The organism is Fibrella aquatilis, assembly GCF_017353255.1.
Taxonomy (GTDB): domain Bacteria; phylum Bacteroidota; class Bacteroidia; order Cytophagales; family Spirosomataceae; genus Fibrella; species Fibrella aquatilis.
Genome location: NZ_JAFMYU010000003.1, coordinates 153137 through 172713 on the forward strand (window position 1 = coordinate 153137; position 19577 = coordinate 172713).

16 protein-coding genes are annotated in these 19577 nt (G+C 56.3%); 8 read left to right on the forward strand and 8 right to left on the reverse strand.

Annotated elements, in window-relative coordinates:
- Window positions 1–15: 15 nt before the first annotated feature.
- From J2I48_RS04810 to J2I48_RS04835, 6 genes are all read left to right on the forward strand, one after another.
- Window positions 16–2637 carry a cation-translocating P-type ATPase gene (locus tag J2I48_RS04810; protein ID WP_207334268.1) on the forward strand — a complete coding sequence of 874 codons (2622 nt, stop codon included), beginning with the start codon at window positions 16–18 and terminating at the stop codon, window positions 2635–2637.
- 17 nt (window positions 2638–2654) lie between these two features.
- A complete protein-coding gene (locus J2I48_RS04815; protein ID WP_207334269.1) occupies window positions 2655–3524 on the forward strand; it encodes a universal stress protein in 870 nt (289 codons plus the stop codon).
- Between the two features lie 20 nt (window positions 3525–3544).
- Complete coding sequence (locus J2I48_RS04820) at window positions 3545–4729, forward strand: acetate/propionate family kinase (protein ID WP_207334270.1); 1185 nt, start codon at window positions 3545–3547, stop codon at window positions 4727–4729.
- On the forward strand, window positions 4726–7122 hold the full coding sequence (locus J2I48_RS04825; protein ID WP_207334271.1) for a phosphoketolase family protein: 2397 nt from the start codon (window positions 4726–4728) through the stop codon (window positions 7120–7122). Before J2I48_RS04820 ends, J2I48_RS04825 begins: the two co-directional genes overlap by 4 nt.
- Window positions 7123–7339: 217 nt before the next feature.
- A complete protein-coding gene (locus tag J2I48_RS04830) occupies window positions 7340–7915 on the forward strand; it encodes a DedA family protein (protein WP_207334272.1) in 576 nt (191 codons plus the stop codon).
- A gap of 15 nt (window positions 7916–7930) precedes the next feature.
- Window positions 7931–8659: an SDR family NAD(P)-dependent oxidoreductase gene (locus tag J2I48_RS04835; protein WP_207334273.1), complete on the forward strand. Its 729-nt coding sequence runs from the start codon at window positions 7931–7933 to the stop codon at window positions 8657–8659.
- Between the two features lie 3 nt (window positions 8660–8662).
- Here J2I48_RS04835 and J2I48_RS04840 read toward each other — a convergent pair whose 3' ends face one another.
- From J2I48_RS04840 to J2I48_RS04860, 5 genes are all read right to left on the reverse strand, one after another.
- Window positions 8663–8896 carry a hypothetical protein gene (locus tag J2I48_RS04840; protein WP_207334274.1) on the reverse strand — a complete coding sequence of 78 codons (234 nt, stop codon included), beginning with the start codon at window positions 8894–8896 and terminating at the stop codon, window positions 8663–8665.
- Between the two features lie 74 nt (window positions 8897–8970).
- Window positions 8971–10446, reverse strand: coding sequence for a M48 family metalloprotease (locus J2I48_RS04845; protein ID WP_207334275.1), 1476 nt, complete (start codon window positions 10444–10446; stop codon window positions 8971–8973).
- 240 nt (window positions 10447–10686) lie between these two features.
- Complete coding sequence (locus J2I48_RS04850) at window positions 10687–11547, reverse strand: carbohydrate-binding family 9-like protein (RefSeq protein ID WP_229375818.1); 861 nt, start codon at window positions 11545–11547, stop codon at window positions 10687–10689.
- A gap of 19 nt (window positions 11548–11566) precedes the next feature.
- The gene (chrA, locus tag J2I48_RS04855) at window positions 11567–12766 is read right to left on the reverse strand and encodes a chromate efflux transporter (protein ID WP_207334276.1); all 1200 of its coding nucleotides are present in this window, start codon (window positions 12764–12766) and stop codon (window positions 11567–11569) included.
- Between the two features lie 136 nt (window positions 12767–12902).
- On the reverse strand, window positions 12903–13859 hold the full coding sequence (locus J2I48_RS04860; RefSeq protein WP_207334277.1) for an isopenicillin N synthase family dioxygenase: 957 nt from the start codon (window positions 13857–13859) through the stop codon (window positions 12903–12905).
- A gap of 189 nt (window positions 13860–14048) precedes the next feature.
- Between J2I48_RS04860 and J2I48_RS04865 the strand changes: the two genes are divergently transcribed.
- The gene (locus J2I48_RS04865; RefSeq protein WP_207334278.1) at window positions 14049–15668 is read left to right on the forward strand and encodes a sensor histidine kinase; all 1620 of its coding nucleotides are present in this window, start codon (window positions 14049–14051) and stop codon (window positions 15666–15668) included.
- 115 nt (window positions 15669–15783) lie between these two features.
- On the opposite strand, the gene J2I48_RS04870 is transcribed toward J2I48_RS04865, so the two are convergent.
- The 3 genes from J2I48_RS04870 to pgeF form a co-directional block, all read right to left on the reverse strand.
- Window positions 15784–16482: a superoxide dismutase gene (locus J2I48_RS04870; protein ID WP_207334279.1), complete on the reverse strand. Its 699-nt coding sequence runs from the start codon at window positions 16480–16482 to the stop codon at window positions 15784–15786.
- 122 nt (window positions 16483–16604) lie between these two features.
- Window positions 16605–17600, reverse strand: coding sequence for a TssN family type VI secretion system protein (locus J2I48_RS04875; protein WP_207334280.1), 996 nt, complete (start codon window positions 17598–17600; stop codon window positions 16605–16607).
- Window positions 17601–17794: 194 nt separating this feature from the next.
- Window positions 17795–18544 carry a peptidoglycan editing factor PgeF gene (gene pgeF / locus J2I48_RS04880; RefSeq protein WP_207334281.1) on the reverse strand — a complete coding sequence of 250 codons (750 nt, stop codon included), beginning with the start codon at window positions 18542–18544 and terminating at the stop codon, window positions 17795–17797.
- 120 nt (window positions 18545–18664) lie between these two features.
- Here pgeF and J2I48_RS04885 point away from each other — a divergent pair, with 120 nt between their 5' ends.
- Window positions 18665–19567 carry a LytR/AlgR family response regulator transcription factor gene (locus J2I48_RS04885; protein WP_207334282.1) on the forward strand — a complete coding sequence of 301 codons (903 nt, stop codon included), beginning with the start codon at window positions 18665–18667 and terminating at the stop codon, window positions 19565–19567.
- Window positions 19568–19577: the final 10 nt, after the last annotated feature.

Below are 19577 nucleotides of genomic sequence, written 5' to 3' on the forward strand. Positions count from 1 at the left end.
CCGCCTGTAGATACAATGAACTACTACGCTACACCCGTTGCCGAAGTCGCCCGTTCACTGGCTACGTCGCCAGATGGACTTGATGCCGACACCGCCCGGCAGCGGCTTGGTGAATACGGACCGAATCAGCTTCAGGACGCAAAAAAGAAGACCGCCTGGGCAATTTTATTCAGTCAGTTCGCCGACGTCATGATCCTGGTGCTGATCGCAGCGACGATTATTTCGGGTCTGATGGGCGATTACAAATCGGCCGGTGTCATTCTGGCCATTGTAGTGCTCAATGCCACCATCGGGTTTTTTCAGGAAAATCAGGCCCAGAAAGCTATGAACGCCTTGAAAAAGATGGCTCCCAATCGGGCACAGGTGCAGCGAAATGGGCTACCTGTACAGATAGCAGCCACCGATCTCGTGCCCGGCGACGTAATCCTGCTGGAAGCCGGTAACAGCATCCCCGCCGACGTTCGGTTTCTGGACACGCACGCGCTGAAGGTTGACGAATCATCGCTGACGGGCGAGTCGGCGACCGTTGAAAAAAGCCATGCCGTGCTACCCGAAGGCGATTATTCGCTTGGCGACCGGCTGAATTTGGGCTACAAGGGCACTTTCGTAACCAATGGACGAGCTACGGCCTATGTAGTAGCCACGGGCATGAACACCGAACTGGGCCAAATTGCCAAACTGGTGCAAACCGACGAGACCGCCACGCCCCTGCAAAAACGGCTGGCTACTTTTGGGATGTATCTAGCAGTGGGCGCGCTAGGCATTTGTCTACTGTTTTTTGGTGTGGGCTGGCTACGGGGCGAACCGCTGCTAAACCTGCTGATGGTCTCGATTTCGTTGGCAGTAGCGGCCATCCCTGAAGCCCTGCCCGCCGTGGTTACGGTAGCGCTGGCGCTGGGAGCCAGTCGTCTGGTGAAAAGCAAAGCACTGGTTCGTAAACTGTCGGCGGTAGAGACGCTGGGGTCGGTCACCTACATCTGCACCGACAAAACGGGTACGCTGACGCTCAACAAAATGACAGTAGAAGCCAGCTTCGAAGCACCCCCTTCACCCGCCATTTTTGGTGCTGACAATGGGTTGCTGCTGGCCATGGCCCTCAACAATGACGTGGTCAAAAATACCGATGGCGACTGGACCGGTGAGGCCACCGAAGTTGCTTTGGCCCGGTATGCTGCTGAAAAGGCCTACGAACGCCTGCCGCTCACAGCCCGTTTTCCGCGCATTGCCGAGCTGCCTTTCGACTCGGAACGCAAGTGCATGACCACCCTGCACCAGACCGAGGCGGGGGTTTTGGTCGTGACCAAAGGGGCCGTAGGCGCGTTGGTGAAACAACTTGATAAAGCAGAGGCGGGCAAGGTTCCTGACCTGCTGAAACGAGTGGACACGATGGCCGAGAAAGGGTTTCGTACCCTGGGCTACGCTGCCCGCCTGCTGCCCCAACTGCCCACCGACGTTACGCCCCAAACCATCGAGACAGGCCTGACGTTCGTTGGTTTCGCCGGGCTGATTGACCCACCTCGCCCCGAAGCCAAGAGAGCCGTAGCTATGTGCCGGACAGCCGGTATCACGACGGTAATGATTACCGGCGACCACAAACTGACCGCCAAAGCCATTGCCGAATCACTCGGTATCATCACCTCCCCGGCCGACCTGGTGCTGACTGGTCCCGAACTGACCAAATTGGATGATGAAGCGTTTGCCGCCATTGTAGCGCAGGTACGCGTTTACGCCCGCGTTGATCCAGCGCAGAAGTTGCGGATTATCAGTGCGTTACAAGCCCAACATCAGTACGTAGCCATGACCGGCGACGGCGTAAACGATGCCCCCGCTCTGAAGAACGCCGACATTGGCATTGCCATGGGAATCAACGGTACGGAAGTGGCCAAAGAAGCTGCGCACCTGATTTTGCTCGACGATAATTTTGCCACCATCGTGAAAGCCGTACGGCACGGTCGGCGGATTTACGATAATATTCTGAAGTTCATCCGCTACATCCTGTCGGGCAACGCGGGCGAAATCTGGGCTATTTTTCTGGCTCCGCTGCTGGGCTTGCCCATTCCGTTGCTCGCCATCCATATCCTGTGGGTCAATCTCGTCACCGACGGCCTGCCCGGCCTCGCGCTGGCCTACGAACCCGCCGAAAAGAACGTCATGCAGCGCCCGCCCGTTTCCCCGGCGCAGACCATTTTTGGTAATGGCTTGGGCTGGTTTGTGCTGTGGGTTGGGCTGTTGATCGGGGCCGTCACCATTGGCGTGCAGGCGTGGGCTATTCACCAGAAGCTGCCGCACTGGCAGACGATGGTTTTTACGGTGCTGTGTTTCAGTCAGTTGGGAAATGCCGCCGCCATTCGGTCCCAGCGAAGTTCGTTTTTCAGCGTCAGCCTGCTTGTCAACAAACCTATGTTGGGCGCGCTGCTGGTGGCCGTGGTTTCGCAACTGCTCATCATTTACGTCCCCATCTTCAACCGCCTTTTCAACACCCAACCGCTGTCGTGGTCTGAACTGGGTATTACCGTGGTCGCTGCGAGTCTGGTTTTCTGGGCCGTTGAACTACAGAAACTAGTGACCCGCCACCGGCCCCGGGCAAAGACAAAAGCGCAAATCCGTCACGTAGCCCCTGAATTGGCTGCTGTTTAAAATCACCCCCATATACCATGAAGAAGATCCTTGTGCTCACCGATTTTTCAGTAGCCTCGCGCCATGCCCTTCAGTTCGCCCGGTCATTTTTTAGTGATACCGCCGCCGATTTTCACCTGCTCTATCCACACCTGGCCGACCCTGATGGCATTGAAGTACCTGATTTTGTGGCCGAAATGACCCATCTGACGTACGCCGCCGGACCTGCTGACACGGCAGCGGGCCTGCCGGGGCAGCCATCAGCCGACTGGCATACGTTTCGCTCGTCGAACAAGCTGGGGCAACCTATGGCTATGGTCGAGCAGTCGGTGGCCCAGGAGGTCTATGACCTGGTGGTGGTGGGACCCCATGAAACTAGTTCAGATGACCTGTTTGGTAACAGCGCCATCACGCTGATCCGGTTGCTGAAGGCCAACGTGCTGGTGGTGCCTGCCAACATACCTGTTAAAGCGGTGGAGCAGGTTGTGCTCGCCGTTGATTTTGCCCGTCTTACCAACCTGCACCTGCTGGACCCGGTGAAGGAACTGGTACTCTTGAAAGGAGCCGTACTCACCCTGCTTAGCATTGCCACCCCTGACAAAAAGGTCGTCAATGTGACGCAGGAGACCCAGATCAGACAGTATCTGAGTCCTATCGATCCCACCGTGGCGCACATACAGGCACCCTCGGCCAAGCAGGGTATCGATGCCTATCTGGAAAGCCATCCGGTAGACTTGCTGGTGACCATGCCCAAATACAATGGGCACCCGGTTCATTCGTCGGGAAATAGCCACGTACGGGCCAGGGCTTTCTCGCCCCATGTACTACTGCTGACAATTTATGATGGGCAAAGCGGGGCGTTACCCCACCACATTGAAGACTTATCGAACCTTGATTTCGCCCTCTAACCACCAATATCCAACGGGCTATGCCACCAAAAGAACCACACATCCTCAGCCTTAACGGTGGTTCATCGAGCATCAAGTTTGCTATTTTTCGGGTCGCCGACACCCTGGTGCGGGAACTGCACGGACAGATTGACCGGATCGGTATGCCTGGCTCGTCGATGACCGTCACCAACGCGGCCACCCGCCAGTCCAGCCAACTCGATGTGGCGGCTCCTGATCAGGCTGCGGCGGTGACGTACCTGCTCAACTGGCTGGAACAGCAACCTATATTCGAGTTTGTCGCGGCGGTGGGCCACCGGGTGGTGCATGGTATGCATCACGTAGACCCTGAGCTGATTACGCCCGAACTACTGATCGACCTGCGCCGGGTTACCAGCCTTGACCCTGACCACCTGCCCGCCGAGATTGCCCTTATCGACGCCATGCAGCAGCGGCACCCAACCCTGCCGCAGGTGGCCTGTTTCGACACCGCTTTTCACCAGAATATGCCTCATGTGGCTCAGTTGCTGGCTATTCCGCGCCGGTTCGAGGCGCAGGGGATACGCCGATACGGGTTCCACGGCCTCTCGTACGCCTACTTGCTGGGTGAACTCACCCACCTGGCTGGTACCGCCGCCGCCGAAGGGCGGGTAATAGTCGCACACCTGGGTAGCGGGGCTAGTTTAGCCGCCGTACATGGGGGAAAAGGCATCGATACCACCATGGGGTTCACGCCCACCGGAGGCCTGCCCATGGGTACCCGCCCCGGCGACCTCGACCCCGGCGTGATGGCGTTTCTAATGCAGTCGGAACAGATGACACCCGGCCAGTTCAATCAATTCATCAACCACGACTGCGGTCTGCTGGGCCTGTCGGAAACGAGCGCCGACATGCGCGATCTGCTGGCAAACCAGGCTAATGACAGCCGGGCGGCAGCAGCCGTATCGTTGTTTTGCTACCAGACCAAGAAAGCCATCGGCGCGTTTGCCGCCGTGCTTAATGGCCTCGACACCCTGGTATTTAGCGGTGGCATCGGGGAGCAATCGCCTGAGATTCGGCACCGTATCTGTCACGGCATGGCCTACCTGGGCATTAAACTAAACATCCAGCGCAACGAGGAAAATGCTTCCATCGTCTCCACCGACGATAGCCGCGTCACCGTCTGGGTAATCCCCACCGATGAGGAACTGATGATGGCCCGACTCGTACGCACCAAAATCTTATGAACACAACCACACCGAACCCTTGGACCTCACCAACCTCCCTGCATTCGCCGGAGTTATTGCGTCGGATCGATGCCTACTGGCGGGCAGCCAACTACCTGTCAGTGGGGCAGATTTACTTGCGCGACAATCCACTGCTGCGTGAACCACTGGTCCTGGAACACATCAAAAAAATGTTGTTGGGGCACTGGGGCACCACGCCGGGGCAGAATTTCATTTATGCTCACCTCAACCGGGTTATTCAGGCGTATGACCTGGATATGATCTACCTCTCCGGCCCTGGTCATGGTGGCCCGGCGGTGGTGGCCAATACGTACCTGGAGGGTACCTACAGTGAGGTATATCCAGCTGTCAGTCAAGACGTTGCGGGCCTGAAAAAGTTGTTTACGCAGTTCTCATTTCCTGGGGGGATTTCCAGCCACGCTTCCCCCCAGGTTCCCGGCTCTATTCACGAAGGCGGCGAACTGGGCTACTCGCTCAGCCATGCCTTTGGGGCCGTTTTCGATAACCCCGACCTGATTGCTGCCTGCGTGGTGGGCGACGGCGAAGCCGAAACCGGCCCGCTGGCTACAGCCTGGCATAGCAACAAATTTCTGAATCCGATCACCGACGGGGCCGTGCTGCCCATTCTGCACCTCAACGGCTACAAGATTTCTAACCCTACGGTGTTGGCCCGCATCACCCACCAGGAACTGGAGCAACTCCTGCTTGGCTACGGCTGGACGCCCATTTTTGTGGAAGGCCACAACCCCGAACCCATGCATGAGGCCATGGCCGCCGCCCTCGATACCGCCATCGCCCAGATCAAAACAAGTCAGCACCAGGCCCGCTACGGAGTGTCTACCGAACGTCCGCGCTGGCCCATGATAGTACTGAAATCGCCGAAAGGATGGACGGGCCCGGTGGAGATTGATGGCCTGCCCAACGAGGGCACCTTCCGGGCACACCAGGTACCACTATCGGTGTCGGCCACCGCACCGCCGGGTCATCTGGCCCAGCTGGAGGCGTGGCTGAAGAGCTACCGGCCCCAGGAACTTTTCGACAAACAGGGGAAGCTGATTCCTGAACTGGCCGAACTGGCCCCCACCGGCAACCGGCGCATGGGGGCCAATCCCCACGCGAATGGTGGCCTGCTACTGCAAGGCCTGCACCTGCCCGACTACGCCGACTATGCTGTGTCGGTACCTGTACCTGGCGTGACCATGGCCAGTGATACGTTTGTGGTGGGGCAGTTTCTGCGCGATGTGGTCCGGCTGAACAACGAACCCCGCAACTTCCGGATCTTTGGACCTGACGAAACGCTCTCGAACCGGCTGGAAGCCGTCTTTGAAGCTACCAACCGCCAGTGGAATGCCGATATGGCCGAGAACGACCAGTTTCTGGCCCCCACGGGCAGCGTGATGGAAATGCTCAGCGAACACCAGTGCGAAGGCTGGCTGGAAGGTTACCTGCTCACGGGTCGGCATGGGCTGTTCAATAGTTACGAAGCCTTTGTTCACATCGTCGATTCGATGTTCAACCAGCACGCCAAGTGGCTGAAAACCACGCTGGAACTGCCCTGGCGGCGGACTATTGCCTCGCTCAATTACTTGCTCACCTCCACCGTTTGGCGGCAGGACCATAATGGGTTCACCCATCAGGACCCCGGCTTTATGGATCACGTGGTGAACAAAAAAGCGGGTATCGTGCGCGTGTACCTACCCCCAGATGCCAACTGTCTGCTGTCGGTGATGGACCACTGCCTGCGGTCACGGCACTACGTCAACGTTGTTGTGGCGGGTAAACACCCCGCCCCGCAGTGGCTCAGTATGGAAGCCGCCCGCACCCACTGCGCCGAAGGTATCGGCATCTGGGCCTGGGCCAGCAACGACGAAGGTACCGAGCCTGATGCGGTTATGGCCTGCTGTGGCGACGTGCCTACCCTGGAAACGCTGGCCGCCGTGACCATTCTACGGCAGCACCTACCCGAACTGAAAATCAGGGTCGTCAACGTAGTAGATCTGCTGAAACTAGAGCAGCATACCGAACATCCCCACGGCCTCACCGATGCCGATTATGATGCACTGTTTACCCAGGATAAGCCCGTTATTTTTGCTTTTCATGGCTATCCCTGGTTGGTACACCGGCTCACCTACAACCGCAGCAACAACGTGAACATGCATGTACACGGCTACCGCGAAGAAGGCACCATCACTACTGCCTTTGACATGACCGTGCTCAACGAGATGGACCGCTTCCACCTGGCCATGGATGTAATCGACCGGTTGCCGCAACTGGGTAATCGGGGGGCATACCTGAAGCAATCGTTGAAAGATAAACTGGTTGAACATAAGCACTACATTACCACCCATGGCGAGGACATGCCTGAGATTCGGAATTGGGCATGGGCTTTGTAGCATCTGCCTGTCCCGCTGCTAGTTTAGACCAATTGACCAGATTCGTGAACAGCTTTATTTGGCTGATTCGGCGAAAAGCTCCATCGATTAAAAACAAAAACTGGCTACCCTACGAGCTTCCGCGAAGCGAGGCAGCCAGCCGTGGGGTGCAGTAAATCATTTTTTTTGGCCTTTTTACCCACTACCAGGTTATGAGCTGCATCCAACCTTTATCGCTATGTCGCTCGAATCCATCATTACCACCTACGGGTATCCAGCCTTGTTTTTCGGGGTAATCTTGGAACCGGAGGCGTTTTTGGTGCTGGGTGCCTACCTGGCTCATCGGGGCTATTTTTCGTTGCCCATGGTCATTGGCGTGGCAGTTATCGCCTCGTTTTCGGCCACCGAACTCTTTTTCTACGTGGGACGGCGCTACGGTGCCGCTTTGCTGCAAAAACGACCCAACTGGTACAAAAAAGTAGCCCGTATCCACGCCTGGTTTACCAAATATGGTGACGGACTGGTGCTTGGTTTTCGGGCAGTATATGGTATGCGGCTCGTGATTCCGGTCACCATTGGCACGTCGGCCTATTCACGCAGCCGGTTTACACTGTTCAATGCCCTTGGTGCGCTGGCGTGGGGGCTACTCATTGGGCTGGCAGGCAATAGCATTGCTCAGTTTGTAGAGGAATTCTTTTCGCACCTGCGCCACCACGAGTTGCTTGTTGTTATCGTGCTGGCAGCGCTGGCCGCCACGTTCGGGTTGGTGCAGTGGTATCGCCGCCGGAAGCTTATTGTACCACCCAAAATTTAACAGTAAACTGCTTTTATGCGATTTAAAAACAAGGTATGCATCGTTACCGGCGGCACCTCGGGGATTGGCCGGGCTACGGCCGTGCGCATGGGCGCCGAAGGTGGCAAAGTGCTGATCGTTGGCCGGAATGAGGAAGAAGCCAATGAAGTCATTGCCGAAATAACGGCTAAAGAGGGCGAAGCTCAGTTTGCCCAGACTGATATTGAAAACCCCGACGAGGTAAGAGCGGCTGTTGATCAGGCACTTGCCGCCTGGGGTCGTATCGACGTGCTGGTGAATGATGCCGCCATGATGACCTTTACACCCATAGTGGACCTGACAATGGACGACTGGGAGCAGGTGATGAACGTCAACCTGCGGTCGATGTTTCTGTTCTGCAAACACTGCATTCCGCACCTCAACGGCGGAGCTATCGTAAATGTTAGTTCTGTGCACGCCCATCAGACCACGCCCAACGTGATTCCTTATGCCACCAGCAAAGGGGGTATGGAAGCCTTCACGCGGGGGATGAGCCTGGAATACCCGATTGATAAACTGCGGATCAACTGCGTGGCACCGGGGGCCGTAGATACCCCCATGCTCTGGGACAACCCGAACGTGAAAAGTGGTAAAGAGAAAGTGGAAGGCGTGGTAGGCAAACCCGAAAATATTGCCGCCGCCATTTGTTTTCTGGCTGCTGACGAGGCTTGTTTCGTTAACGGCACGACGCTCGTGGTAGACGGTGGCCGACTGGCCATGCTCTAAGCCTTAACCGCCAATCAGGTGCCGGACTACGTCCAGAATGATCGCTACCAGGTCGGCAAGGCGGTCGGCAAACCAGTTAGCCAGGCTGAAATCAGCAGCCCGGGGCAGGCTCAGCGTGGGACGGGGCAGTGATATAGAGGTGCTGAATCGTACCAGCAACATGGCCCCAATCACGAGCAGGTTTAACCCAACGGTGAGTGTGGTTTTAGACGAAAAACGGTCGGTGAAGAAGCGCACGGTAGATTCAATAGCGGGGACGTGAGCTAGTCCCCGCTACAAAAATAAGTAATTTAGCTACAGGTGATGCTAAATTACTTACTGATTACCTTGATCAAATCGCCCTGGTTTACGCGCTCGTCGGCCTTCAGGCTGTTCAACACACCCAATTCTTCCAAACGGCTGGCGGGCATACCCAACGTAGTCATGACCTCGCGGAATGTGCCACTGCGGGATGCTGTCTTCACATACACGCGGTCTGGTTTGCGATTCAGCTTCTCGGGGTCGGTGAGGGTGCGAAACCGTTCAGACACACTTTTGAAAGTGGGAAACCTGGCCGAAAAATCGGTAGCTGCGGCCAGTCCATGCAGGGAATAGATGGCGTTGTTGTGCTGAATGAGGTACGTGCCGATTTGCAGGGTGTTGGCGGCGGTCTGCTGGGTTTGCTGCTGCTGGGGTTGCCCCTGTTGCTGCGCTGGCTGTTGCTGCGAAATAAATACCAAGGCCGGATTACCGTTGATAGTGGTACGGTTGCTTTCTAACACCTTTAAATTCAGCTGCTTAACTAATGCCTGCGCCGCTTCATCGAGCGAGTTGCCGGGGGCGGGCATCAGGATCATGGCCGACTTGCCGTCTTTTGGACCCATCTGAAATTGGGCGGGCGAGTTCTGGTATTGCCAGCCGTTGGGCACCGGAAACTGAAATTTCAGTTCAGGGTGGTAGAACATATCGTTTTCAACGAAACCTTGCTTGGGGTCTTCGCCAAATACCAGCCCATTCACCAGTTTCAGGTACTCGTTGCGCCGAATGGCATAGTTGCCGGGGTTCTGCGCCTGATACTCTTTGGCCAATTGATTCACCCGCGTGAACCGGTTGCCCGGGTCGGGGTGGGTAGACATCATGTTGGGAACGGCCTGCCCCGAATTGTCCTGAATGCGCTTGATAGTCTGGAAGAAGCTGGCCATTTCGCGGGCATCATAGCCTATTTTGCTCGAATAGCCTACCCCAATCTGGTCTGATTCCGACTCATGATCGCGGCTGTATTTAAGCAGGAACAGACCCGCGCCCTGTTGCACTACCTGCCCCAGTTGCGGGTTATAAATGGCCGCCGCAATCGTGCCCAGGGTGCCAAACAACTGCTTGGTCTGCTGCCGGGCGGCGTGTTTGGCCGTAATGTGGCCAATTTCGTGGCCTAGCACCCCGGCAAATTCGGCTTCGTTGTTGAAGTGGGCCAGAATACCCCTTGTAAAATAGACATACCCACCCGGCACAGCAAAAGCGTTGACCACTGGCGAGTCGACGATGTAGAATTGGTAAGGCAGGTCAGGGCGGTGCGAAATCTTGGCCATTGCTCTGCCTTTTTCGGTCATAAACGCCTGTAGTTCAGCGTTTTCGTACAAACCCATAGAGGCCACAATGGATGGGTGCGATTCTTTGCCAGTGGCGATTTCCTGCTCGGTCGACATCAGGCTGATCTCGCGTTTACCCGTTACGGGGTTGCGTGCGCAGGTAGAGAGCGTGAACAAGGCAGCCCCTAAAACAAGGGTGCGAAGGGTGGTGGTTAGATGCATGGGGTCCAATAACTGGTGAATGATACTGACACATCAACCCGCAAACATACCGAACCGGGTTAAAAAAAGAGTAACCGGCATTGCTGAGGTGCTGCGTGAGAAGTGAGTTTTGGACAGGATTAGCAGAATTTCGGCGGTCCGCCGTTGCGGATTTATAGGATTTTCTTTTTGCTCTACCGATTAAATGTTGAGCAAAAAGAAAATCCTATAAATCCGCAACGGCGGACCGCCAAAATCCTGCTAATCCTGTCCAAAAAACATTTTTTTCTCCTCAAACCGGACGCGTGTGAAGCACTGAGGCATGTGTGTGTCATACACGCCGTGTTTGTTAAAGGCCCAGGCCGGGTGCGGCTGGATTTCCTGCCCGGAGGGGGTTAGTTTCTGAAAACGGCCAAAAAACATGCGCCACTCGTCGCCGGGTTGCGGGGGTAGCGACCGGCCGTGGGCCAGCCAGGTCAGGCTTTGCCAGGGAATAGCTATTTCCAGCGTCCAGCCTTTGTCGACGTGGGTGGGGTCGTTGATCTGGCCGTCTACCTGTACGGCGGTTTGCAGGCCGGGCATGTCGTAGTCCAGAAAAGCCCACCGCAGGCCACGCGGGTGCCGCCCCCACCAAAACGAATCGCCGGTACGGTCGTAGTCGCCGCCGAAGGTCATGGCCCTGGGCTGATGCACGTCGAACTGGGGCACGTCGAACCGCCCGCCCCGTTGGTAGGCATCTTTCCAGATAAAAAACACCTCGTAGATCGTGTTGAGGGCGTTGACCTCCAATTCGTAATAGCAGTCGCCGCCGTCGATAAACACTTCGAGGTCGTTGTCGAGAAACACAATGGCATCGCGCTCAGTCTGGGTGGCGGTCACAAACGGCTCTTCGGCCCAAAAGGCAATGTAGAGGTTGGTGTCGTCCCAAAGCGCCGCCGAACGGGTGTCGTAAAAAGCGGGGCCGCCCGTCACCATATCGACAAACCGGGGCGATTTGAGGGCGTTTTGCCAGGCTGGTTTCGTCAGATCGCCGTCAATAATGAGCGGGCTGTCTACGCGATGACAGCTGTACTGGCCAATCTCCGACTCAGGAATGCCGTGGTGGTAGTGAGGTGGTTCCATCTGTCGAAAAGGGCTTGACTTACAAGATGACACCCAGGCCTAGCCCGCCCAGAATAAGCAGGTAAGGGGGTATTTTGGTGAATTCGAGCAGCAATATCGTACCCGCCACCACGGCCACAAACGGCCAGTGGGGGGCCATGGGTTCAAACAGCACAATGGCCGACGCCGCCGTGAGGCCAGTGGTGACAGCGTTGATGCCCTCCAAAGAAGCCCGCACGGGGCGGTGGCGTTTGAGCTGATCCCAGAATCGGTAGACGAAGAAGATAAGAAACGTACCCGGCAAAAAGATGCCCACGGTAGCCACCAGGCTGCCCAGCAACTGCCCGTTGAGGCCTTCGTGGCGCATAGCCAGCGCACCTATATAAGAGGCAAACGCAAAAACCGGCCCCGGCACGGCCTGCACCAGCCCCAATCCCGACAAGAATTCTTCGCGGGAGAGGTAATGCTTGAAGGCCACAAATTCGTTGTAGAGGATAGGCGTGAGCACTTGTCCCCCACCAAACACCAGGCTGCCGTTACGATAGAAATTCTCGAACAGCCGCACGGGCATCCACTGCGAGAGTGCCCCCACCACAGCCGCTGTAATGAGCACACCCAGCCACAGCAAAAAATTAGCCCAGTGGATGTGCATCGGCTGGGGGGGCATTTTTTCGTGCTTGCGGTACGTGAGGGAGGTGGTCAGCCCGCCAATGGCAATGGCAATGGGCGTCATAAACGGCGACCGAAACACGTAGGCCGCCACCGCCGCCAGTAACGCCAGCATCAGCCCGGTCTGATTATGGATCACCTTGCGCCCGATACGGTAGCCCGCCACCACCAGAAACCCCACGGCCATGGGTTGCACGTAGCGCATGAACGCCAGCGATCCGTTGTGCCGCTCTACGTAGGCAAAGCCAATGGCGGCAGCCGTCATAATCAGCACGGCAGGTAAACACCAGATCAACAGCGTGAGGTAAGCCAGGTTTGGCCCGCCAATTTTATAACCCAGGGCCGTAATCGTCTGCGTGGAGGTAGGGCCGGGCAGCAGCTGACAGAGTGCCGTTAGCTCCATGAGTTCTTCTTCCGTAAAGTACCGCCGTTTTGTCACCAGCCGGTCTAGAAACATAGCTAGATGCACCTGCGGCCCCCCAAACGTGGTCACGGCAAGAATGAGCACATCTTTCAGAAAGATGATGTACCGAATCTTACGGACGGGGGGTAGGGTAGGGGCTAGTTTCAAGGGTCGGGGTTTGATGTTCAAGATTCAATGTCTAAGGTCTAAACGGTCCGCCGTCGCGGTTGCTCCGCGAACTACTGTAGCAAGCGGAGCAACCGCGACGGCGGACCGTTTAGACCTTAGACATTGAACCTTGAACTTACTTTTTCAGTCCTAATTCCAACAGGCGCTCGTTCAAAAATTCGCCGGCGGTCATGTCTGAATAAAGTTTGGGGTTTTCCCCATTTACGCAGTCGGGCAGGCTGGCCAGGTTCATGTCGGCGCGGGGGTGCATAAAGAACGGGATCGAGTAGCGCGAGGTACCCATCTTTTCGCGGGGCGGGTTCACCACCCGGTGAATGGTCGATTTCAGGCGGTGGTTGGTTAGCCGGTCCAGCATGTCGCCCACGTTTACGATGATCTGGTCAGGCAGGGCGGTAATCGCAATCCACTGCCCGTCGCGGCGGAGCACCTCCAGGCCGTCGGCCGAGGCACCCATCAGCAGCGTAATGAGGTTGATGTCGCCGTGGGCGGCGGCACGTACGGCCCCGTCGGGGGTGGTGTTGGGGTCGAGCGGGAAGTAGTGGAGTGCCCGCAGGATACTGTCGCCGTTGCGCACTTTGTCTTCAAAATAGGTTTCGGGCAGGGCCAGGTAGAGGGCAATGGCCCTCAGCAGGGTCTTGCCGGTATTTTCCAGAATGCGGTAGGTTGCCAGCGTGTTTTCGCTAAAATCGGGGTACTCGGTGGGCAGTACGTTGGCGGGCATATCACCTTCGGGTTCGGGCTGACCCACGTGGTAAAACTCCTTCAGATCGGCCACTTTAAAACCTTTGGCGGTTTCTTTGCCTTTGCCGATATAGCCGCGTTGCCCGTTGAGGTCGGGGCGTTCATACTTTTTCTTTACCTCGTCGGGAGCCGAAAAAAACGACTGCGCTGAGCTGTACAGCCGGGTGGTGAGGTCATCGGTGAGGCCATGGTTGCGGATGGCCACAAAACCGATGTTGGTGAAGGCGTTGCCCAGTTTTTGCACAAAATCAGCCCGGCGGGTGGCATCGTCCGACAAAAAATCGGCCAGATCGAGCGAGGGAATTTCGTTATAGTCAGATAAGTCAGTCATGACAGCGAGATGATTTTTTGGCTTCAAAAGTACAAAAAGCGATGGAATGTTTCTGAACGGCCCCTAACCCAAACACTAGCCTGATAACTTGCGCCCCCAAAAAACATTACCAGATTATTACCTGTTTTTGGGATTGGTGGCCTTCCTGCGAGTACCTGCCACTACGCTGATTCCCTGGCCATTCAACGTATGAAACAACGGTCTATCGAAACGCTACATCCCAACGAGGTACCATCGCTGGCACTGATGCAGGCGGCACTCGATCAGTCGCCAACGGGCATCATTATCTATGAAGCCGTTCGTGATACTGACCAGCGCCGTGCTCAGCACCAGCCACAGGATGCGGTGGAAGCCAACGACGAACGCCCCCCCATTCGCACCCTGCGGCTGGTGCTGGTCAACGCCAAAACAGAACAGACCCTGGGACTTAACCGGGATCAACTGCTGGGACACACCGTCGACGTGCTTTTCCCAGAGTCGATGACCACCAACCTGTGGGACATCGTAGGGCGGGTGATTGAGACTGGTCAGCCCCACCGGCAGGACTTTTTCTATCACATTCGCCGAAACAACACCGCCGCCTGGTACGACATGACCGTGAAGCCAGTGGGCGACGGCGAGCGGGCCGTGGTTTCGTTCACTGACGTGACCGAGCTGCGGAGTGCCCGCCAGGCGCTGCTGGGCGACTCGATCTTGTTTAAAGCCCTGTCGTCTACGGTGCCGGAGATGGGCGTGATCGTGACCGATTTTTTCAAGAAAATCATCACTGCCAGCGGCGTCTTGCCCGGCCTGCTCGACAACACCAACCCCGACGAGTTGGCTGGCGAGATGCTGGAAAACATGGTACAGCCCGACTTTCGTGAGGACTGGCGTAACTACCTTGGCACGGCCCGCAACGGCGAAGCCCACTTTTTCTCCGACCACTGGGGGGGCTGGCGCAGCGAGGTCTACGTAGGGCCGGTGTTTAATGACGTGGGGGCCGTGGTGATGATTCTGGTAGTATTTAGAAACGTGACTGAGCAGTACCGGCAGCAACAGGCGCTCATTCAGAGCAACGCAGCCCTGCAACGGAGCAATCAGAGCCTGGAGCAGTTTGCCTACGTGGCCAGTCACGATTTGCAGGAACCCCTCCGCAAGATAAAATCCTTTGGCGACCTGCTGCGGTCGCAATACGGTCAGGCTATTGGGCAGCAGGGAGCAGATATGATTGGCCGCATGCAGTCGGCTGCCGACCGGATGAGCACACTCATACAGTCGTTGCTGGCCTACGCCCGGCTTAGCGCCGAGCAGAAACAGCAGCCTGGCATGGTGCACCTGGAAGACCTCTTCAACGACCTCATTGCTGACCTGAGCGTGCTTATTCAGGAGCGACAGGGGGTGGTTCGACTGAAACCGCCAATGCCCATCATCCCCGGCGATCCGCAACAGTTGCGGCAGCTGTTTCAGAATTTACTTACCAACGCGTTGAAGTTCGTCCCCATCAACCGAACACCCCTGATTACCCTGTCGGCGCAAATTGTTGAAGGACCAAATGTGCCGAGTCTGGCCACCGCTGCCGACTCTATCTACGCGCTGATTAGCGTACAGGATAATGGTATAGGTATCGATCAGGCCAATTACGATAAGGTGTTTGGGTTGTTTAATCGCCTCCACGGGCGGCAGCAGTTCGAAGGCTCAGGTATTGGGCTGGCCACCTCAAAAAAGGTTGTAGAGAACCATAAAGGCACTATTTCCATCGATAGCGAAGTAGGCAAAGGCACCACCTTCAACGTGTATCTGCCCATGGAAATAAGCCCAGTAGGGGTTTAAAATTTACGAATTATGAATTACGATGTACGGTTTATTGCTGACGCGTCAGCCCACTTTTGCGTAAGCTGACGCGTCAGCAATAAATCGTACATCGTAATTCGTACATCGTAAATTTTTAAGAAAACAGCTTCTCCACCTTATCCCAATCATACACGTTCCAGGCGGCGGCTACGTAGTCGGGGCGTTTGTTTTGGTACTTGAGGTAGTAGGCATGTTCCCACACGTCGAGGCCCAAAATGGGGGTGCCTTTCTTTTCGGCGAGGGCCATCAGGGGGTTGTCCTGGTTGGGTGTCGAGATGATCTCTACGTCGCTGCCGGTCTTGATAAGCCACACCCAGCCCGACCCGAAACGACCCGTGGCGGCCTTGGCCCACTCTTCCTTAAACTTATCGAATGACCCGTATTTTTTGTTGATCGCGGTGGCCACGGCACCCTTGGGTTGCCCACCGCCCTTCGGCGACATGATGTTCCAGAAGAAAGTGTGGTTCCAGTGGCCACCCGCGTTGTTGCGCACGGCGGCGGGGGTGCTGGCGTTTACGCTCTTCACCAAATCGTCGATGGCCATCTTGGCCATGTCGGTACCGGCCACGGCCTTGTTGAGGTTGTCAACATAGGCCTTGTGGTGCTTGCCGTGGTGGATTTCCATAGTCATCTTATCGATGTGGGGTTCCAGGGCACCGGCATCATAGGGGAGAGGAGCCAGCGTGAATGGCCCGGCAGGCTGTTGTCCCAGGCCACGGGCAAACCCAGCCCCGGCGGCGGTTATACCTAAGCCAGCCCCAAAGGCGAGCTTCAAAAAGTCAGCACGATTCATGTTGTCAGTTGTTTTTGATAAGACAAAAAAAGGCAGCAACAGGGCTGATTAAAGCCGTTTGCTGCCCTTCTCTGGGCAAATAACACTGTTTTACCCGGCAAACCAAGCCTGGCATGGCTGGCTCAACGGCCCGGTGCGCTACCGAAGGGCTGCCCATTGCCGAAGCCACCATTACCGCCCGGTCCCCCAGCGTTTGACAGGCCACTGCCCGGCACCCGACCGGGTGTGGGCACGGGGTTGCGGCGGCGCGAAATGATCCGGTCGCCATCGCGAAGGGCGTTTTCTTCCACCGTTTTGTAGGGGTCCACAAAGCGGTAGGGCTTATACCAGGCCCGACGGATGTAGAAATACCACTCGAAAAATTCACCGCGCGGGTTGGCAATCTGAATCATCCGGTTAGGGTTCTTGCGGTTGTCTTCGTCAATAGTCAGCTTGAAACCGTCGCCTACCAGCATCACGTCGGGAATTTTCGAGCGCATGTCATAGGGGTTAGGTTCGTTGTTGTTCACGTCGAGCACAAACGTGACCACCTTGGTGTTGTTGCGGTCGCGTTCGGTGAGGTTGGGCAGGCGAATGAGGGGGTTGTATTTCCAGATTTTGTAAATCTTGGGCGGAATACGCTCGTAGGCTTCGTAGGCCCAGGCAATGAAATACGGCAGCGGAAAGGCCATCATGGCGCTGGTGAGTGGCCGCACGTTGCCGCGAAACTCCTGCGCGTTGAGCGAGTCGAACCATTTGGTGGTATAGGTCAGGAAAAAGAGCGTCAGGCTACCTACCAGCCCCACAATAAGGACCATAATGGTACCCATGAAATAGTCGTTGGGCTTCACCCACTTAAATACCGATGACTGCACGTTGGCGTGGATCATGCCCAGCAGCAGTATCAGCGTCAAGGTGATAAGGTATACCCACAACCCCACATCAACGGTGGCGGGCAGGAGTTCATTAATAACAATGGCGTGGGCCAAAAAACCGACCAGGCCAAAGACCAGGATCACGGCCAGAAAATACAGGATCGTTGACCGTACGCCGGGCCGCGTAAAAAACCGCCCCTTCGCCTGATTGACGGTACTGGAAACGATGGTCCGGGCTTCGCCGCCAAAATTGGGAGTGTACATAAACTGGAATAGGTGTGTCTATATAACCACTAAACTCGATTGAATTACTGCCACACTAAGTAACGAAATAAACGGGAGAAAAGGCAGTATGACAGTATGTAGTATGCAGTGGGGCTGCGGTCCGACGTCTCGGCGCCAGCACATCCTCTAGCGTTAGCCCCACTGCATACTACATACTGTCGAACTGCATACTGTCATACTGCTCCAATAACCGCCAACATCCGGCCGGTGATGCCTTTTTCTAGGCGGTGGGAAAAATAATCGGTGTTGTGCGTCACCGTGGAATAGGGCGATAGCTCGATCTGCGATTCGGGAACACCCGCTTCCCGGAGTTGATCGGCGTTGGCCTGCTTTAGGTCTACAAAGGCCTTGCCGGGCTGGCTGGCGGGGCGCTGCCGGTGGGGGGCGAACTGGGCAGCCACGTCGTCGCTGACCTCGAAGTTACAATCGTCGATACACGTACCCACGTAGGCGAGGCAGTGGACGGGGTTGGTACCAAATTCGGTTTGCATCAAGGCCAGTGTGTCTGTTACGATGCCGCCCACTGTGCCCCGCCATCCTGAGTGGATGGCGGCTACGGCCTTATTTTGGGGGTCGTAGACCAGAATAGGCGTACAGTCGGCCACGGTCACGCCCACCAGCAGGCCGGGCTTGTTGGTAATGAGCGCGTCGAACCCGTGGGTACGTTCGCCCTGCAAAGCCACCCGGATGGCCGTACCATGCACCTGATACGACGACGCCAGGTCGGCTTCGGTCAGTTGCCAGTTTGCCAGAAATCGCCGCCGGTTTTCGGCTACGTGGGCGGGGTCATCGTCGGTGTTAATACCGAGGTTGTTGCTGGCGTATGGCCCCATACTAATGCCGCCATGGCGCGTACTCTCAGCCGCAATGAGGCCGGGAATAGTTTGAAAAATGGCAGGTGTGCGGTAGGAGGAGTTTTGCATCGTTGAATGAACAAGGAACAATGTACAATGTATAATGAACAATGTACAATGGCGCTTGCGGTACTCAAAAGCAAACGCCATTGTACATTGTTCATTATACATTGTACATTAATTTCACCCATGCTTTCCACCCTCCGTACTTTCCTAAACAGGCCGCTTTACGAGGATTTTAGTGTTCGCGCCCAACTCCGGCTGTCGCTGCTTGCGGGGTTTTATGTGTTCGTCTTCCTGATCGTATTTACGGGGACCAACACCAATCCCTACAACCCTTACTTGCTCTACGGCAGCTTTGGGTTGGGGGTGGTCGTCGCCTCGCTGCTGGCAAACACGCTGCCACCCCTGCTGCTCCCCATCCTCTACGACGACGACCGCTGGACGGTGGGCCGCCACGCCCTGCATATTCTGTGGGTACTGCTCTGCATTACGACGGCTAATCAATTGATTTCTTGGCTATTTGGGCTAAAAGGGCCGTCGTTTGGGGCTATGTACGCCATCGTTACGGCGGTGGGTTTTTTTCCCATCAGCGTGGGGGTGATGGTGGCCGAACAACGGCGGCTGAACCGGAATCTCGCCCAGGCCCAGCAACTGAACAGCCAACTCGACCGGCTCCACGAATCTGTGAAAACAACCCCGCCCGCTACCCCCGAACTGCCCAAAGGCATTTTGCTCACGGGCGAGGGAGGCAAAGACCGGCTGAGTCTGTTGCCCAATCAGTTGATTTATATTGAGTCGGTGGGGAACTACGTGGAGGTACATTGGCTGAATTTCATGTTTCCGCAAAAGACCATCCTGCGCTCGACCCTGAAAGACGTAGAAGCCGCCCTTGCCGATCAGCCTCAGTTTTTTCGGTGCCACCGGGCGTTTCTGGTGAACCTGCGGGCCGTTAGCCACACTACCGGCAACAGCCGGGGCTACCAACTCACAATGAGCGGTTCGCAACAAGACATTCCCGTTTCGCGCACCTACGTACCGGCCTTCGATGACCGCATGAGCAAGTTGGCAGCCCTTCCCAGATATCCCTAAAACGGTCATT

Excerpts from the sequence above, each read along its gene's own strand:
- J2I48_RS04810 (WP_207334268.1), top strand. The coding sequence starts at position 16 with ATGAACTACTACGCTACACCCGTTGCCGAAGTCGCCCGTTCACTGGCT.
- J2I48_RS04815 (WP_207334269.1), top strand. The coding sequence starts at position 2,655 with ATGAAGAAGATCCTTGTGCTCACCGATTTTTCAGTAGCCTCGCGCCAT.
- J2I48_RS04820 (WP_207334270.1), top strand. The coding sequence starts at position 3,545 with ATGCCACCAAAAGAACCACACATCCTCAGCCTTAACGGTGGTTCATCG.
- J2I48_RS04825 (WP_207334271.1), top strand. The coding sequence starts at position 4,726 with ATGAACACAACCACACCGAACCCTTGGACCTCACCAACCTCCCTGCAT.
- J2I48_RS04830 (WP_207334272.1), top strand. The coding sequence starts at position 7,340 with ATGTCGCTCGAATCCATCATTACCACCTACGGGTATCCAGCCTTGTTT.
- J2I48_RS04835 (WP_207334273.1), top strand. The coding sequence starts at position 7,931 with ATGCGATTTAAAAACAAGGTATGCATCGTTACCGGCGGCACCTCGGGG.
- J2I48_RS04845 (WP_207334275.1), bottom strand. The coding sequence starts at position 10,446 with ATGCATCTAACCACCACCCTTCGCACCCTTGTTTTAGGGGCTGCCTTG.
- J2I48_RS04850 (WP_229375818.1), bottom strand. The coding sequence starts at position 11,547 with ATGGAACCACCTCACTACCACCACGGCATTCCTGAGTCGGAGATTGGC.
- J2I48_RS04860 (WP_207334277.1), bottom strand. The coding sequence starts at position 13,859 with ATGACTGACTTATCTGACTATAACGAAATTCCCTCGCTCGATCTGGCC.
- J2I48_RS04865 (WP_207334278.1), top strand. The coding sequence starts at position 14,049 with ATGAAACAACGGTCTATCGAAACGCTACATCCCAACGAGGTACCATCG.
- J2I48_RS04870 (WP_207334279.1), bottom strand. The coding sequence starts at position 16,482 with ATGAATCGTGCTGACTTTTTGAAGCTCGCCTTTGGGGCTGGCTTAGGT.
- J2I48_RS04875 (WP_207334280.1), bottom strand. The coding sequence starts at position 17,600 with ATGTACACTCCCAATTTTGGCGGCGAAGCCCGGACCATCGTTTCCAGT.
- pgeF (WP_207334281.1), bottom strand. The coding sequence starts at position 18,544 with ATGCAAAACTCCTCCTACCGCACACCTGCCATTTTTCAAACTATTCCC.
- J2I48_RS04885 (WP_207334282.1), top strand. The coding sequence starts at position 18,665 with ATGCTTTCCACCCTCCGTACTTTCCTAAACAGGCCGCTTTACGAGGAT.